Annotated in this window: 17 protein-coding genes; 9 read left to right on the top strand and 8 right to left on the bottom strand. The window is 62.6% G+C overall.

Annotation, left to right across the window (positions count from 1 at the left end):
- Window positions 1-111 precede the first annotated feature (111 nt).
- The 3 genes from typA (at window position 112) to ppa (ending at window position 3422) form a co-directional block, all read left to right on the top strand.
- Window positions 112-1932: a translational GTPase TypA gene (gene typA, locus J3P73_RS23275; protein WP_018072079.1), complete on the top strand. Its 1821-nt coding sequence runs from the start codon at window positions 112-114 to the stop codon at window positions 1930-1932.
- Window positions 1933-2179: 247 nt separating this feature from the next.
- Window positions 2180-2686 carry a GNAT family N-acetyltransferase gene (locus J3P73_RS23270; RefSeq protein WP_017966220.1) on the top strand — a complete coding sequence of 169 codons (507 nt, stop codon included), beginning with the start codon at window positions 2180-2182 and terminating at the stop codon, window positions 2684-2686.
- Window positions 2687-2888: 202 nt separating this feature from the next.
- The gene (ppa, locus tag J3P73_RS23265) at window positions 2889-3422 is read left to right on the top strand and encodes an inorganic diphosphatase (RefSeq protein WP_011653868.1); all 534 of its coding nucleotides are present in this window, start codon (window positions 2889-2891) and stop codon (window positions 3420-3422) included.
- A gap of 4 nt (window positions 3423-3426) precedes the next feature.
- On the opposite strand, the gene J3P73_RS23260 is transcribed toward ppa, so the two are convergent.
- The gene (locus J3P73_RS23260; protein WP_130692960.1) at window positions 3427-3729 is read right to left on the bottom strand and encodes a DUF167 domain-containing protein; all 303 of its coding nucleotides are present in this window, start codon (window positions 3727-3729) and stop codon (window positions 3427-3429) included.
- The gene (locus tag J3P73_RS23255; RefSeq protein WP_012759328.1) at window positions 3726-4016 is read right to left on the bottom strand and encodes a YggT family protein; all 291 of its coding nucleotides are present in this window, start codon (window positions 4014-4016) and stop codon (window positions 3726-3728) included. The genes J3P73_RS23260 and J3P73_RS23255 overlap by 4 nt, the downstream gene beginning before the upstream one ends.
- Before the next feature lie 139 nt (window positions 4017-4155).
- On the opposite strand from J3P73_RS23255, the gene J3P73_RS23250 reads away from it, so the two are divergent.
- Window positions 4156-5406, top strand: coding sequence for an MFS transporter (locus J3P73_RS23250; RefSeq protein WP_130692959.1), 1251 nt, complete (start codon window positions 4156-4158; stop codon window positions 5404-5406).
- A 7-nt stretch (window positions 5407-5413) separates the two neighbouring features.
- Here J3P73_RS23250 and J3P73_RS23245 read toward each other — a convergent pair whose 3' ends face one another.
- The 6 genes from J3P73_RS23245 to hemC all read right to left on the bottom strand — a co-directional run bounded on the left by J3P73_RS23245 (window position 5414) and on the right by hemC (window position 11269).
- Window positions 5414-6178 (bottom strand): glutamine amidotransferase, encoded by a 765-nt coding sequence (locus tag J3P73_RS23245; protein ID WP_130692958.1) that lies wholly within the window; start codon window positions 6176-6178, stop codon window positions 5414-5416.
- Window positions 6156-6641 carry a tellurite resistance TerB family protein gene (locus J3P73_RS23240; RefSeq protein ID WP_012759325.1) on the bottom strand — a complete coding sequence of 162 codons (486 nt, stop codon included), beginning with the start codon at window positions 6639-6641 and terminating at the stop codon, window positions 6156-6158. The genes J3P73_RS23245 and J3P73_RS23240 overlap by 23 nt, the downstream gene beginning before the upstream one ends.
- 17 nt (window positions 6642-6658) lie before the next feature.
- On the bottom strand, window positions 6659-8281 hold the full coding sequence (locus tag J3P73_RS23235) for a heme biosynthesis protein HemY (protein WP_130692957.1): 1623 nt from the start codon (window positions 8279-8281) through the stop codon (window positions 6659-6661).
- A gap of 4 nt (window positions 8282-8285) precedes the next feature.
- Window positions 8286-9557: a COG4223 family protein gene (locus tag J3P73_RS23230; RefSeq protein WP_197727303.1), complete on the bottom strand. Its 1272-nt coding sequence runs from the start codon at window positions 9555-9557 to the stop codon at window positions 8286-8288.
- Window positions 9558-9624: 67 nt separating this feature from the next.
- Window positions 9625-10332, bottom strand: a complete 708-nt coding sequence (locus J3P73_RS23225; RefSeq protein ID WP_130692955.1) for a uroporphyrinogen-III synthase — start codon at window positions 10330-10332, stop codon at window positions 9625-9627.
- A gap of 7 nt (window positions 10333-10339) precedes the next feature.
- On the bottom strand, window positions 10340-11269 hold the full coding sequence (gene hemC / locus J3P73_RS23220) for a hydroxymethylbilane synthase (RefSeq protein ID WP_130692954.1): 930 nt from the start codon (window positions 11267-11269) through the stop codon (window positions 10340-10342).
- Between the two features lie 72 nt (window positions 11270-11341).
- Between hemC and tsaD the strand changes: the two genes are divergently transcribed.
- From tsaD to J3P73_RS23195, 5 genes are read left to right on the top strand one after another with little or no spacing between them, the layout of a single operon-like run.
- Window positions 11342-12475: a tRNA (adenosine(37)-N6)-threonylcarbamoyltransferase complex transferase subunit TsaD gene (gene tsaD, locus J3P73_RS23215; RefSeq protein ID WP_130692953.1), complete on the top strand. Its 1134-nt coding sequence runs from the start codon at window positions 11342-11344 to the stop codon at window positions 12473-12475.
- Window positions 12472-13455: an NAD(P)H-dependent glycerol-3-phosphate dehydrogenase gene (locus J3P73_RS23210; RefSeq protein ID WP_130692952.1), complete on the top strand. Its 984-nt coding sequence runs from the start codon at window positions 12472-12474 to the stop codon at window positions 13453-13455. The genes tsaD and J3P73_RS23210 overlap by 4 nt, the downstream gene beginning before the upstream one ends.
- Window positions 13456-13464: 9 nt before the next feature.
- Window positions 13465-13758, top strand: coding sequence for a YciI-like protein (locus tag J3P73_RS23205; protein ID WP_003543605.1), 294 nt, complete (start codon window positions 13465-13467; stop codon window positions 13756-13758).
- Window positions 13759-13760: 2 nt separating this feature from the next.
- Window positions 13761-14192 (top strand): EVE domain-containing protein, encoded by a 432-nt coding sequence (locus tag J3P73_RS23200; protein ID WP_003543603.1) that lies wholly within the window; start codon window positions 13761-13763, stop codon window positions 14190-14192.
- Window positions 14189-14836, top strand: a complete 648-nt coding sequence (locus J3P73_RS23195; protein WP_130692951.1) for a class I SAM-dependent methyltransferase — start codon at window positions 14189-14191, stop codon at window positions 14834-14836. The genes J3P73_RS23200 and J3P73_RS23195 overlap by 4 nt, the downstream gene beginning before the upstream one ends.
- Window positions 14837-14895: the final 59 nt, after the last annotated feature.

Raw genomic sequence — 14895 nt, 5'->3', positions numbered from 1 at the left:
GCAGCTTTTGCGCGTTCCCCCCTTTCGCAAACGCAAAAAAAACTGTATGGACGCCCCAAACTAATAGGCGCGTCCTCTAGAGCGTGCGCCCCAGCCTCAGAGATTTCACATATGTCACTTCGCAATATCGCGATCATCGCGCACGTTGACCATGGCAAAACGACCCTGGTGGATGAGCTTCTCAAGCAGTCCGGCTCGTTCCGCGAAAATCAGCGTGTCGCTGAACGCGTGATGGACTCGAACGATCTCGAAAAAGAACGCGGCATCACCATTCTCGCCAAGGCGACCTCGGTGGAATGGAAGGGTGTCCGCATCAACATCGTCGACACCCCTGGCCACGCCGACTTTGGTGGTGAAGTCGAGCGCATTCTCTCAATGGTGGATGGCGCGATCGTTCTCGTCGACTCCTCTGAAGGCCCGATGCCGCAGACGAAGTTCGTTGTCTCCAAGGCCTTGAAGGTCGGTCTTCGTCCGATTGTCGCGATCAACAAGATCGACCGTCCTGATGGCCGCCACGAAGAAGTCATCAACGAAGTCTTCGACCTCTTTGCGAACCTCGACGCGACCGACGAGCAGCTCGACTTCCCGATCCTCTACGGTTCCGGCCGCGACGGCTGGATGAACGTCAATCCGGAAGGTCCGAAGGATCAGGGTCTTACGCCGCTTCTCGACCTGGTGCTCAAGCATGTTCCGGAGCCGACCGTCCACGAAGGTCCGTTCACGATGATCGGCACGATCCTCGAAGCCAACCCCTTCCTCGGTCGCATCATCACCGGTCGTATCAATTCCGGTTCCATCAAGCCGAACCAGGCAGTGAAGGTTCTCCACGCCGACGGCAAGACGATCGAAACCGGCCGTATTTCCAAGATCCTCGCCTTCCGCGGCATCGAGCGCACGGCGATCGAAGAAGCGCATCAGGGCGATATTGTCGCGATCGCCGGCCTTTCCAAGGGCACGGTCGCCGACACCTTCTGCGATCCCTCGATCACCGAGCCGCTGCAGGCGCAGCCGATCGATCCGCCGACTGTCACCATGTCCTTCATCGTCAACGACAGCCCGCTGGCCGGCACCGAAGGCGACAAGGTGACGAGCCGCGTCATCCGCGACCGTCTCTTCAAGGAAGCGGAAGGCAACGTCGCCCTGAAGATCGAAGAAGCCGAAGGCAAGGATTCGTTCTACGTGTCCGGCCGTGGCGAACTTCAGCTCGCCGTTCTCATCGAGACCATGCGTCGCGAAGGCTTCGAGCTTGCCGTGTCGCGTCCGCGCGTCGTGATGCACAAGGATGAAAACGGCCAGCTTCTGGAGCCGATCGAGGAAGTCGTCGTCGACGTCGACGAAGAACATTCCGGTGTCGTCGTGCAGAAGATGTCCGAGCGCAAGGCCGAAATGGTCGAGCTGCGTCCGTCGGGCGGTAACCGTCTTCGCCTGCGTTTCTACGCACCGACCCGCGGCCTGATCGGCTACCAGTCGGAACTGCTGACGGATACGCGCGGCACGGCGATCATGAACCGCCTGTTCCACGACTACCAGCCCTACAAGGGTGTGATTGGTGGCCGCGTCAACGGCGTGCTGCTCGCCAACGCTCCCGGCGAAGCCGTCGCCTATGCGATGTTCAACTTGGAAGATCGCGGCCCGATGATCATCGAGCCGGGCGAAAAGGTCTATGCCGGCATGATTATCGGCATCCATTCGCGCGACAACGACCTTGAAGTCAACGTGCTGAAGGGCAAGCAGCTCACCAACATCCGCGCCGCCGGCAAGGACGAAGCGGTGAAGCTGACGCCGCCGATCCGGATGACGCTTGATCGCGCGCTCTCCTGGATTCAGGATGACGAGCTGATGGAAGTGACACCGAAGAATATTCGTCTGCGCAAGATGTATCTCGACGCAAACGATCGCAAGCGTTTCGAAAAGACGAAGGCGGCGCTCTAAGAGCCATTCAAAGTGCGATAGCGTCTTGCGGCTCTCGAAAAGAGGCGCAGCGCTGGAGAGAAATCCCTAAAAACCCCGGCTTGCGCGCCGGGGTTTTTTATTGTGCGCCGCGTCGATTCCGTCTTGTGACAATCGTTAAAAAAGCGTTAACTTTTGATCGTCGTCCACATATCAAGTCTGTGGGCAATCGATCACAATGCCTCTGTGCATATGGTTAATTGCCTTCGGCGGGACCAGAGTAAACGTTATGAAGACGTTGTCGATCGATGTCCGGCGGGCCGAGCCGCAAGATGCCCGAGCCATATCGGAAACACACAGGCTTGCCTGGCAGCATACATATGCGGGCATCATTCCGCATCGCGCGCTGACGCAGATGATCGAGCGGCGCGGCGAAAGCTGGTGGCGCAAGGCAACGCGCGGACCGGCGACGCTGCTGGTTCTCGATGTTGCCGGGACAGTCGCCGGCTATGCGACGCTCGGCCTCAACCGCGCCCGTGCTCTGCCGCAGGAAGGCGAGATTTACGAGCTTTATCTTCGGCCCGAGTATCAGGGTATCGGCCTTGGCAGGATGCTGTTCGGCGAGGCGCGCCGGCTCTTGAAGTCGCTCGGCTGCAACGGGCTGGTCGTCTGGTGCCTCGAGGAAAACGAGACCGCCAGTCACTTCTACCGCCATCATGGCGGTGTCGATTTCTGCGAAGGCATGGAAAGTTTCGACCACAGGCAATTGAAGAAGATCGGCTTCATCTGGAGCTGAACGGCCATTCAAAGTGCCACCGCGTCCTTGGCGCGTCTGAAAAGACGCGCGGCGCTGGAGTCGGCGTTTCACTATCTCCTATTAGAAACTTTTGATGTGAATGTGCGCCGCTGCAGTCAAGCATTGGCGCTGTGCGATGTTGCGTTGCCACATGAAACTGATTATCTGGCTGCCAGCACATTCAACCTCGCGGGAGTTTCTTATGCGCATCGACGCCATTTCAATCGGTAATAATCCACCTGAGGACGTCAACGTTATCGTCGAGGTTCCGGTCGGCGGCCATCCCATCAAGTATGAGATGGACAAGGAAGCCGGCACGCTGGTGGTCGATCGTTTCCTCTATACGCCGATGACCTATCCGGGCAATTATGGTTTCGTGCCGCACACGCTGTCGGAAGACGGCGACCCGATCGACGTGCTGATCGCCAGCACCCGTCCGCTGGTTCCCGGCTGCGTCATCAATGTGCGCCCGATCGGCGTCCTGAAGATGGAAGACAATTCCGGCAAGGACGAGAAGATCATCGCCGTGCCGTCGCCGAAGCTGACGCTACGCTATGAGAAGGTGAAGGACTACACCGATCTTCCCGAGATCACGCTGAAGCAGATCGAGCATTTCTTCGAGCACTACAAGGATCTGGAACCCGGCAAGTGGGTGAAGATATTCGGCTGGGGCGACTCCAAGGAAGCAGGCGAACTCATCCTCGAAGCCGTTGAGCGCGCCAAGAAGAAAGGCTGATCGCTCAGCCTAAAAATATCTCGAGCTTTTTTACCAAATCCTCCGGATCGCCGTCGATCCGGAGGATTTTTTTGCGTGCCGTGTCGCCGGAGATAAGGCTGACGCTGGATTTGGGGATGCGGAGCGACTGGGCGATGAGCAGGATGAGGGCCTTGTTGGCCTTGCCTTTCTCGGGCACGGCAGCGACGCGTGCCTTCAGGAAAGCCTCGTCGGCCTCGATACCGTCGATCGCGTCACGCCCGCCATTCGGCGTCAGCCGGACGGCGAGGCGAAGATGGTCATCGAAAAGGCTCCAGGGACGGCTCAAGCGACCAGCGGGTACAACGTGGTCCAAAGCAGGGTGCGCAGGAAGAAGATGATCAGCAGCAGGATGATCGGCGAAATGTCGATACCGCCAAGGTTCGGCAGCAGGCGGCGGATCGGCTTCAGCACCGGTTCGGTGACATTATAGAGGAATGTGCCGACCGAATTGACGAACTGATTGCTGGAATTGATAACATTGAAGGCATAGAGCCAGGAAAAAATGGCACTGCCAATCAGGATCCAGGTGTAAATATTCAAAGCCAAATCAATGGTTTGAAACAGCGCAAACATCATCGTCTCCAATTCGTTGTTGACAGACATGTAGACATTGGCGACTAAACGAGCAAGTGCCGTGTGGAAACGCACGGTGAATCATGTTTAACGGGCGGCTTTGCCGCTATTCCGGCGCCCGTCTCCTCGGAAAACCTCCATGTCGTTTTCGCCCACCGGAGACCGTTTTGCCGCGTTCCGGCACTCGTCCTATACGCGGTTCTTCTTCGCGCGCTTCCTGCTTTCCTTCTCGCAGCAGATCGTCAGCGTCGCCGTCGGCTGGCAGATGTACGACCAGACGGGCAGCGCGATCTATCTCGGTTTGATTGGTCTCGTGCAGTTCCTGCCGTCGCTGCTGCTCATCCTCGTCACCGGTTCGGTGGCCGATCGGTACAATCGCCGGGCGATCGCCGCACTCTGCTCGCTGGTGAGCGCGCTCTGTACGCTGGCGCTGCTGGTTATGACGGTCATGGGGACATTCACTCCCTTGCCTGTTTTCGCGGTGCTTTTGATCTTCGGTGTTGAACGCGCCTTCATGTCGCCGGCAGTGCAGTCGCTGGCGCCCAATCTCGTGCCGGAGGGGGCACTCTCCAATGCGATCGCCTGGAATTCGTCGTCCTGGCAGCTCGCGGCAATCACCGGCCCGGTGCTCGGCGGTCTGCTCTACGGCGTCAGCGCGACGACCGCCTATACGGTGGCGGTGGTCTTTTCCGTGCTCGGTGCGGCCCTTCTCTACATGATCCCGAAGCCGGAGCAGAAGACGACGGGCGAGACCAAGAGCTGGGCGATGATCCTCGGCGGCTTCAGTTTCATCCGCGCCGAAAAGGTGGTGCTCGGGGCGATCTCGCTCGATCTCTTCGCCGTGCTGCTCGGCGGGGCCACGGCGCTGATGCCAATTTTTGCGCGCGATATCCTCACCCTCGGTCCCTGGGGGCTCGGACTGCTGCGCGCCGCACCGGGACTTGGCGCCATCGTCATGGCGATTTTCCTTGCCGCCTATCCGCTCAAACATCGCGCCGGCATCTACATGTTCATCGGTGTCGCCCTGTTCGGCGTCGGAACGATCATTTTCGGCATCTCGACCAACACCGAGGTCTCGATCGCGGCGCTGGCGCTGATGGGGGCGGCCGACATGGTGTCGGTCTATGTGCGCGAGAGCCTGATTGCGCTCTGGACGCCGGACCAGCTGCGCGGCCGCGTCAATGCGGTCAACATGGTCTTCGTCGGCGCTTCGAACGAGCTCGGGGAATTCAGGGCGGGCACGATGGCGGCGATCTTCGGCGCGGTGCCGGCGGTCGTCATCGGCGGGATCGGAACGCTTGTCGTGGCGGCGATCTGGGCGTCGAGTTTCCCCAAACTGCGCGGGATCGATACGCTGGACGCGCCCACTGTATCGTCGGAATCGATTTAGAAACCGATTATGCGCAAAGAGCGATAGAGGACGCCGCCTTCGCCGTCTTTCCCTCGAAGACGATGTCGAGGAATTCGGTGAGCCAGGCTCTCAGCGGCGCATCGAATAGCATGCGGCCTTCGAGATGTTCGCGGCCCTGCTGGGCGTTCGGCAAGATGAAGCGATGGGCGCCATGCACGACCCAGCGATGCATCATCACCCGGGTCAGTTCGGCATGGAACTGCAGCCCCCAGGCGTTGTCGTCGTAGCGGAAGGCCTGGTTCGGATAGGCATCGCCTTCGGCCAGCAGGTCGGCGCCGCGCGGCAGTTCGAAGCCCTCGCGGTGGAAATGATAGACCATCCTCGGCCAGTGCATCAGCAGGCGGCCCTTCTCGGTCGGGTGCAGCGGATACCAGCCGATCTCGGTCGAGCCATCGGCATTCGGCTGCACCTTGCCACCGAGATGATGCACCAGCATCTGCGCGCCGAGGCAGATACCGAGGTAGGGGCGCTTTTCCCGGAGCGGAACGTTGATCCAGTCGATCTCCTTCTTGACGAAGTCATCGGGATCATTGGCGCTCATCGGCCCGCCGAAGACGACGGCGCCAGCATGGTCTTCAAGTGTTGTCGGAAGCGGCTCGCCGAGAACCGGCCGGCGGATATCGAGGCGGTAGCCCTTTTCGACGAGCAATTGGCCGACACGGCCGGGGCTCGACCGTTCCTGATGCAGGACGATGAGGATCGGGCGCGCGTCGCGGTTCGGGTTTTGCTCAGTCGGTATCATCTTGCGCAACCTGGACGTCTGTCACCCTGGCGGCGGCCTCCTGCCGCTTCTGGATGCGCTCGCGCGAGGAGACGCCGAGCAGATCGGCGATACGCCAGATCACATGGTCTTCCATCTCGCTGCGTTCGCCATCGGCATAGACGATGTCCCAGAGGACGCCGATCAGCTCCAGCCGTTGCTCGGTATTGAGATGACGTTTCAGGTCGGCGGTGAAGCGATAATAGTCGACGGCGGAGCTTTCGGCCTCAAGGCCGGCTGCTATCAGAGCGTCGAGCTGCTTGCCGTCGAGTGCATACTGCTCCTTCAGGAGCTTGCGCAGCCGCTTCTTCTCGCTGGCTTTGATCTGGCCGTCAGCCTCCATGACCTGCATGCAGAGCGCTGCCACTGCGATGCGCGGATCATCAGGGGCAAAACCTTTCTTCGGGTGGTCGGCGGTGAGATTCTGGAAGAATGCCTGAAAGCGTTCGAACATGCGGTTTTCGTTCCATTTCAGAAAAGGCGGAGCCGTGTCTTGGGTTCCGGTTCCACCCTGGGATCGCGAACGCCGGGATCATCCGGCAGTCCGCCAAAGAAAGGTTTCGCCTCGCTCGGCGCGGGCGCTTTATCGCCCGCGGCCGGTTCGACGGGTTTCGGTTTTGACGATGTCGGTGCCGGTGCCGGCGTGGGGCGCACAGCCTCGGCAATCGTCGCGGCGCGTTCCAGCTCGATGATGCGATGGTCGTTGGCGGGACTTTCCGGCCTGACGTCACGCAGCGGCGGCAATGTCTTCAAAGCGGTTTCGATCGAGGCCGGCGCCGAACCGTCTTCGAGCGGACCCTCGATCTGGCCGAAGGGCGCCTTCCATTCGAAGGCGTCGAGACGGCCGGTCACGGGCGATACCGGCAGCCATTTGTCCGACACGAAGCCGTCTGCCACCCAGGCCGGATCGCGCGGCGCCTTGAGCGCCTGGGCCAGCCAGTGGCGCACGCGGCCCTGGTCGCCAGTCTCGGCTTCTTCGATGTCGGCCAGCAGCAGGTAGGCGGCTTCACGCGGCTGCATGCGGGCCGCCGCTTCCGCCTTGGCGCGGGCCTTGGCGAATTCCTGCGCGTCGAGGGCTGCCTGGGCGACGACAAGAAGGGATTCGACATTGTTCGGGCGCTGCCCTTCCAGCCGCTCGGCGCGCTTCAGCCGGTCGAGTGTGGAATCGCCGCTGCGGGCCCTGACATAGGCTTGGCCGATCTCAGGATGAGGTGCCGATTTCCATGCCTGTTCGAGGATCGAGGCGGCCTTGCGCACGCCGCCTTCGCGGAACAGCGCCTTTGCGGCAATGAGGGCTGCCGGAATGAAATCGGCGGCAAGCTTCAGCGCCTGCAGGGCGTCGTCGCGGGCACCGGTCGGGTTGCTTTCCAGCTTCTCGCCGGCGCGCGCCGTCAGAAGAACGGCGTGCAGACGGTTGGCTTCGGCCTTTTCGACGACGCGGGCGGCCTTCTGCTGTTCGAGCAGGCGGATCGCATCGTCCCAGCGGCCGGCCTGGCTGCGATATTCGAGCGTCGCCTGTGCGGCCCAGGGAAGATAGGGCGCGTTGTCGGCAGCCTTTTCGGCATATTGGCGGGCGGCCTCGTTGGCGCCGAGACGGCGGGCTTCCAGATAGAGGCCGCGCAGACCGAGTTCGCGCGTCTCGGGATCATTGGCCATGGCCTCGAACTTGGCGCGTGCCTCATCATGGCGGCCTTCGATGAGGGCGGCCTGAGCTTCGAGCAGGTTGATCAGCGGTTCCTGATCGGCGCGGATGAGGCCGCGCGAGCGGGCGGCCATCTTGCGGGCGAGCAGCGCATTGCCAGCGCCCGCGGCAATCAGGCCGGTCGACAGCGCCTGATAACCGCGATCTCGTTTGCGGGCGCGGAAATAACGCGTCACCGAATGCGGCGAGGTCCAGACGAGACGGACGAACCACCAGGCGATCATCACGGCGGCAATGAGAGCGATGATCGCGCTGGCGGCGACGATCAGCTTCGTCTGGTAGATCTGGCCCTCCCAGATCAGCGAGAGGTCGCCGGGACGATCGGCAAGCCAGGAGAAGCCATAGGCGAGAAGCAACACGAAGAGAGCGAAGACGACAAGGCGGATCAGCATGGTCTTATCCTTCCTTGCCGGTGCCGGAAACCGCTTTCGACAGCGCCCCGCCAACCAGTTCCTCGACGCGGATGCGCGCTTCGAGCGATTGCTTGAAGGCGGCGGACGCCTGCTTGCCGGAAGCGGGCAGGTTATTCCATTCGGCGGAGGCGCCTGGCAGGTCGCCGCTCTTCACCTTCTCCTCCATGCGGGCGGCAATGGCTTCGACGCTTTCGCCCTCGATATTGCCGACGGGACGGACGCTCACCAGCGACTTGGCGCTCGACATCAGCCGATCCGACCAGCTCTGGTTCGGGTCCGGCTGGTTGACGGCTTCGACGATTGCGGTGGCGACATCGGGAACCTCGCGCACCAGCTCGGTGCGTGAGGGAATGCCCGTCTCGGCAAAGGTTCGGAGGTCGGCGACGGCTGGATCGTCGGGTGCGACGCCGGCGAAGGTGTCGAGTTCGGCCAGGAACGGGCCACCGCGATCGATTGCCGCCTTCAGGGCGGCAGCCGCGATCGCCCGGGCAACGGCGACGTCCTCGCGCGGCTCGTTCAGCTTCTTTTCGGCCTCTTCCAGGCGCTTGGCGATATCGGCGCCGTTCGTCGTCTGCTGCTCGGATGACTGGGCAAGCGTTGAGCGTAGCTGGTCGACCTGACCGGTCAGTTCCGCAATCTTCTGGTTGAGTGCCTCGACGTTAACAGAATCGGCCGGCGCGCCGGCTACGGGGGCCTTGGCAGTCGTTTCCAGCGCAGCAACGCGTTTCGCAAGCTCGCCGTCATCCGCGCTCGCCGGATTGGCGGCAAGGTTGGCGACGGTCTGTTTCAGGCCGTCGATCTCGCCGGCAAGATCCGCCGTCTCCGGCGATGTCGTCTGCGGCGTGGAGGAGCCCGGGAGGTAACCGGCATACTGGATGGCGCCGGCGCCAAGCAGCGCAACGAGGCCGCCAACGATGCCGGCGGCAATGAGGCCGGAGGTGCCGGCGCTCTTCGGCGCAGGCTGTTCGGGAGGAGGGGTGAAGGAAGGTTCTGGAGCTGCCGGTTCCTCCTCCGGCGCATCCATCACCGGCTTCTCTTCATCTTCGACATGCGACGCAGTCTCGGTTTCGGACGGCAGGCCGACATCGGCGGCGGCGGTGCTGTCGGCCTCGCCAGCATCATTGTCTACCGGTTTTTCGGTATCGGCTGCAGAGGCGAATTCCTGTGCATCGAGGTCGATCGTGACCGGCTCGTCGGCGCTCTTCGAATGGCGTGGCGGGTTTCCCGATACCATGAGGTCCTCTTTATCCTGCATTGCAACGAAACTAGACAGTGATGCCAGTTAAGGGAAGAGGTTAGATCAAATTTGGGCGGGTGGAGCCTCAAAGCAGCGACAAAAGGCTTTTCTCATCCGTCATCGGTGAAATCGTTACGGCTTTTTTCAGAGCCGTCGGGATGGCCTCCGCCACTGCCTCGCTAAGGCAGAGAAAGCGGATTCCGCTGTGTTCCGGCACGGCTGATCGCAGTTCCGGCACGCGAAAGAAATCCTCGGCCGTCTGCCGGGAATAGAAGAGAATGGCCTCAGGACGAGACCTTGAGAAAATCGCTTCGATCTCGGCCGGGCCGGGAACGATCGGCTGCATGCGATAGCATTCGGCGATAGAAAAGCGGATGCCGAGTTCGCGCAATCCTGCTTCGAAAGTTTCGGCGCGGGGCCAGCCGGCAAGATAAAGCAACCCGTCCGCTCCCTGCGTCGCGACGAGATCGGCGAGATCGCGGCCGTTGCCCTGGGATGAGGCGACCGATCGGAAGCCGAGGCTGCGCGCTTCTTCCGCGGTCGTTTCGCCGACCGCGAAAAGCGGGCGGGCGAGATGCGGACGAAGTTTTTCGCCGAGCGCGGAGAGGACCCTGATGGCTTCGGCGCTGGTCACAGCGATTGCGCCGCTGGTGGTTGCAAGCGCGGCTAGGGCGGCGACGCTGTCGTGCAGCGGCTGACGCAGCGGCAGCAGCAGGGGCTCGTGGCCCATATCGCGCAAACGTTGTGCGGTTCTCGTCGCCGAATGCGCAGGGCGGGTGACGAGCACACGCATGGCCGCTTCAGTGCCAGTCGTCGAAAAAGGCGCTGCCGGCTCTTGCGCGCACGTCCTGGCCGGCGCGGGTGCCGAGCGCTGCCGCATCGCGGCGGTGGCCGTCAGTCGTCACCGCATGCTGGCTGCGGCCGTCGGGAGTGATGATGAGGCCGGAGAACCGGATCAGGTCGCCTTCGCAGACCGCATAACCGCCGATCGGCGTGCGGCAGGAGCCGTCGAGTGCGGCGAGGAAGGCGCGTTCGCAGGAGACTGTGTCGAAGGTCGTGATATCGTTGACCGGCGCCAGCAGATCGTCGATCCTGGCATCGCCGATGCGGCTTTCGATGCAGATCGCCCCCTGCGCCGGCGCCGGCGGGAAGGTGTCGGGATCGAGGATATCGGTCAGCACATCGACCTTGCCGAGGCGCTTCAGGCCGGCAAGCGCCAGCAGGGTCGCATCCACCTCGCCCTCTTCGAGCTTGCGCAGGCGAGTCTCGACCAGGCCGCGGAAGGTGATGACATTGATATCCGGCCGCATGCGGCGGATCAGCGCCTGGCGGCGGAGCGAGGATGAACCGACGGTGGCGCCATGCGGCAGGTCGATCAGTTTGCGTGCGGTGCGGCCGATGACGGCGTCGCGGATATCTTCGCGCGGCAGATAGGCGGAGAGATAAAGCCCCTCGGGCAGCTTCGTCGCCATGTCCTTGGCGGAATGCACGGCGAAATCGAGCTCGCCGGCGGTAAGCTTCTGTTCGAGCTCCTCGGTGAACAGGCCCTTGCCGCCGATCTCGGCCAGCGACCGGTCGGTGATGCGGTCGCCCTTGGTCGTCAGCACGACGATCTCGAACATGTCCTCGGGCAGATGATGCGCCGCCATCAGCCTGTCGCGGGCTTCATGCGCCTGGGCAAGCGCCAGCGGGCTGCCTCGCGTGCCGATCCGGAAAGGTTTTGTTTGCATCCGTTCTATTCCGTTGTTACCGGAGTTCTCGTAAACGGGTTTCCATCCCATCGCAATCAACGAACAGGCTTCATGGTTCCCTTTCTGCGCATCCTTGGCATCGAAACGAGCTGCGACGAGACCGCCGCCGCGGTCGTCGAGCGCGATGCGGAGGGACATTCCAACGTGCTGTCGGACGTGGTGCTTTCCCAGCTCGACGAACATAGCGCCTATGGCGGCGTGGTGCCAGAGATTGCCGCACGCGCCCATGTCGAAGCGCTGGACGAGCTGATCGAGGAGGCGCTGAAGCGCGCCAATGTGTCGCTCAACGATGTCGACGCCATCGCCGCGACGTCGGGGCCGGGGCTGATCGGCGGGCTGCTTGTGGGGTTGATGACCGGCAAGGCGATCGCCAGAGCCGCCGGCAAGCCGCTCTATGCGATCAACCATCTCGAAGGCCATGCGCTGACGGCGCGGTTGACGGACGGGCTGTCCTTTCCCTATCTGATGCTGCTGGTTTCCGGCGGCCATACCCAGCTCATCCTGGTGCGCGGCGTCGGGCAGTATGAGCGCTGGGGCACGACGATCGACGATGCGCTCGGCGAAGCCTTCGACAAGACGGCAAAGCTGCTCGGCCTGCCTTATCCCGGCGGGCCGGCGGTGGAGCGGATGGCGCGGGACGGCAATCCCGATCGGTTCGACTTTCCGCGGCCGCTGGTCGGTGAGGCGAGGCTCGACTTCTCCTTCTCCGGCCTGAAGACAGCGGTGCGGCAGGCGGCGCAGGATATCGCGCCGCTCAGCGATCAGGACGTGGCGGATATTTGCGCCTCGTTCCAGAAGGCAGTTTCGCGGACGCTGAAGGACCGTATCGGCCGTGGCCTGCAGCGGTTCAAGGCGGAATTTCCGACGACATTCCCTGCTACTGGCCCTGCTACTGGCCCTGCTACTGGCGAAAAGCCGGCGCTCGTCGTTGCCGGCGGTGTCGCCGCCAATCTCGAACTGCGCGGCACGCTGCAGGCGCTGTGCGACAAGAACGGTTTCCGCTTCGTCGCGCCGCCGCTGCACCTCTGCACCGACAACGCCGTGATGATCGCCTGGGCAGGACTGGAACGGATGGCGACCGGTGCCGCGCCGGATACGCTCGACGTACAACCACGTTCGCGCTGGCCGCTCGATTCCAATGCGGAAACGCTGATCGGCTTCGGAAAACGAGGGGCCAAGGCATGAGCGAAACCATCGCCGTCGTCGGATCGGGGGCTTTCGGCACGGCGCTTGCCGCCGTCATCGCGCTTGCCGGCCGCAGCGCCGTGACGCTCGTCGGGCGTGATCCGTCACTGATTGCCGATCTGAAGACCGAACGGCTGCACGATGCGGTGCTGCCCGGCATTCTCCTGCCCGATACGCTGGAATTTTCGGCCGAGGCGGATGCGATCGCCGGCGCTTCCATCGTGCTTTTTGCAATGCCATCGCAGGCGCAGGCCGATGCGGCGCGGCAATACGGACCTTATCTTTCCAAGGATGCCGTGGTCGTTACCTGCGCCAAGGGCATCGAGCGGGCGACGGGCAATCTTCTGACCGACATGCTGGAACGGGAACTGCCGGACCATTCCGTCGCCGTGCTCTCCGGCCCGGGTTTTGCCGCCGATATCGCCAAGGGCCTGCCGACGGCGATGGCGATTGCGGCAGCCGACATGGAGACCGCGGAGCGGCTGGCGCAGGCGATTTCCGGCCGGACCTTCCGGCTCTACGCCTCCAACGACCGGATCGGCGTGCAGCTTGGCGGCGCGCTGAAGAATGTGCTGGCGATCGCCTGCGGCATCGTCGAAGGCCGTGGCATCGGTGATTCCGCGCGCGCGGCGCTGATTGCGCGCGGTCTTGCCGAGATGTCGCGTTTCGTCGTCGCCAAGGGCGGGCAGGCGGACACGGTGCGCGGGCTTTCCGGCCTCGGCGATCTGGTGCTGACGGCAACGAGCCATCAATCGCGAAACCTGCGCTTCGGCATCGCGCTCGGGCGCGGCGAAAAGACCGATCCCCTGCAGGGTGCGCTGGTGGAAGGCGCGTTTGCAGCCTCCGTCGCCTCGCGGCTTGCGGCGGAGTTGAAGGTCAGCATGCCGATCACCGATGCCGTTTCCGCCATCATCGACGGCAGGCTCGATATATCAGAGGCGATAGAGCAGCTGATGACGCGTCCGATCACCACCGAATAGGAGACAGACATGCTTTTCGCCCTTCTCTGCAAGGACAAACCGGGACATCTGAACGTGCGCATGGATACGCGTCCGACGCATATCGAGCATCTGAACAAGCTGAATGCCGAGGGCACGCTGAAGATCGCCGGCCCATTTCTCGATGACGACGGCAAGCCCTGCGGCAGCCTGATCATCGTCGAAGCGGAATCGAAAGAGGCGGCGCGTGCGCTTGCCGATGCCGATCCCTATGCCAAGGCCGGACTGTTCGAAAGCGTCGACGTCAAGGCCTATAACTGGGTCTTCAACAAACCGGAGGCGTGAGCATGGCGCACTGGCTCTATAAATCCGAACCCGCTTCCTGGTCCTGGGAGCAACAGAAGGCTGCGGGCGAAAAGGGCACGGAATGGACCGGAGTCCGCAATTATCTGGCGCGCAACAACATGCGGGCGATGCAGATCGGCGACAAAGGGTTCTTCTATCATTCCAATGACGGGCTGGAGATCGTCGGCATCGTCGAAGTCTGCGCCCTGTCGCATCCCGATTCTTCCGCCAAGGGCGATCCGAAGTGGGATTGCGTCGACATCCGCGCCGTCATGGACGTGCCGAAGCCGGTGACGCTGAAGGATGTCAAGGCGAGCGAGAAGCTCGCCAAGATGGCGCTCGTCACCTCGATGCGGCTTTCGGTGCAGCCGGTCACCGAGGAAGAATATCTCGAAGTCTGCCGCATGGGCGGACTGGACAACCCGCCGCGTTGAAGACTGATCCGGAAGCTTTCATTCGCGCCAATACCAGCCTGATGCCGCCGCCGCATGTGCCGGAGATTTCGCTCTATCTGGCAAGCGAGGCGCATGAGCTCTGGTTGAAGACGGAGGAAGAGCTGGAAGCGATCGGCCTGCCGCCGCCCTTCTGGGCTTTTGCCTGGGCGGGCGGCCAGGGACTGGCACGCTACGTTCTCGATCATCCGGAAACGGTGTGCGGCAAGCGCGTGCTGGACTTCGCCAGCGGTTCCGGCCTTGTCGGCATCGCGGCTGTGATGGCTGGCGCCGGGGAGGTCATCGCTAGCGATATCGATCCCTGGGCGGAGACGGCAGTCCGGCTGAATGCCGAGGCCAATCGCGTTTCACTCGGATTTACCGGCGCCGATCTGATCGGGCAGGCCGTCGATGCGGATATCGTGCTTGCCGGCGACGTCTTCTACGACCGCGTTTTCGCCGATGCGCTCGTTCCCTGGTTCGCGAAGCTGGCAGCCGACGGCAAGCGGGTGCTGGTCGGAGACCCCGGACGCAGTTACCTGCCGCGGGATCGGCTGGAATTCTGCGCGGTTTATGAGGTGCCGGTAACGCGGGCGCTGGAGGACAGCGAAATCAAGAAGACGACGGTGTGGCGCTTCGCTTCCTAGATCAAAAATGAGAGCCTGATATCCCAGGCCATTCAGGGGGGAACTAAAGCGGCCGTGGC

This window comes from Rhizobium ruizarguesonis, assembly GCF_017357285.1.
In the GTDB taxonomy this organism is placed as follows: domain Bacteria; phylum Pseudomonadota; class Alphaproteobacteria; order Rhizobiales; family Rhizobiaceae; genus Rhizobium; species Rhizobium ruizarguesonis.
Note: the sequence above shows the minus strand (reverse complement) of the source record. Positions and strands in the feature narration are given on the sequence as shown.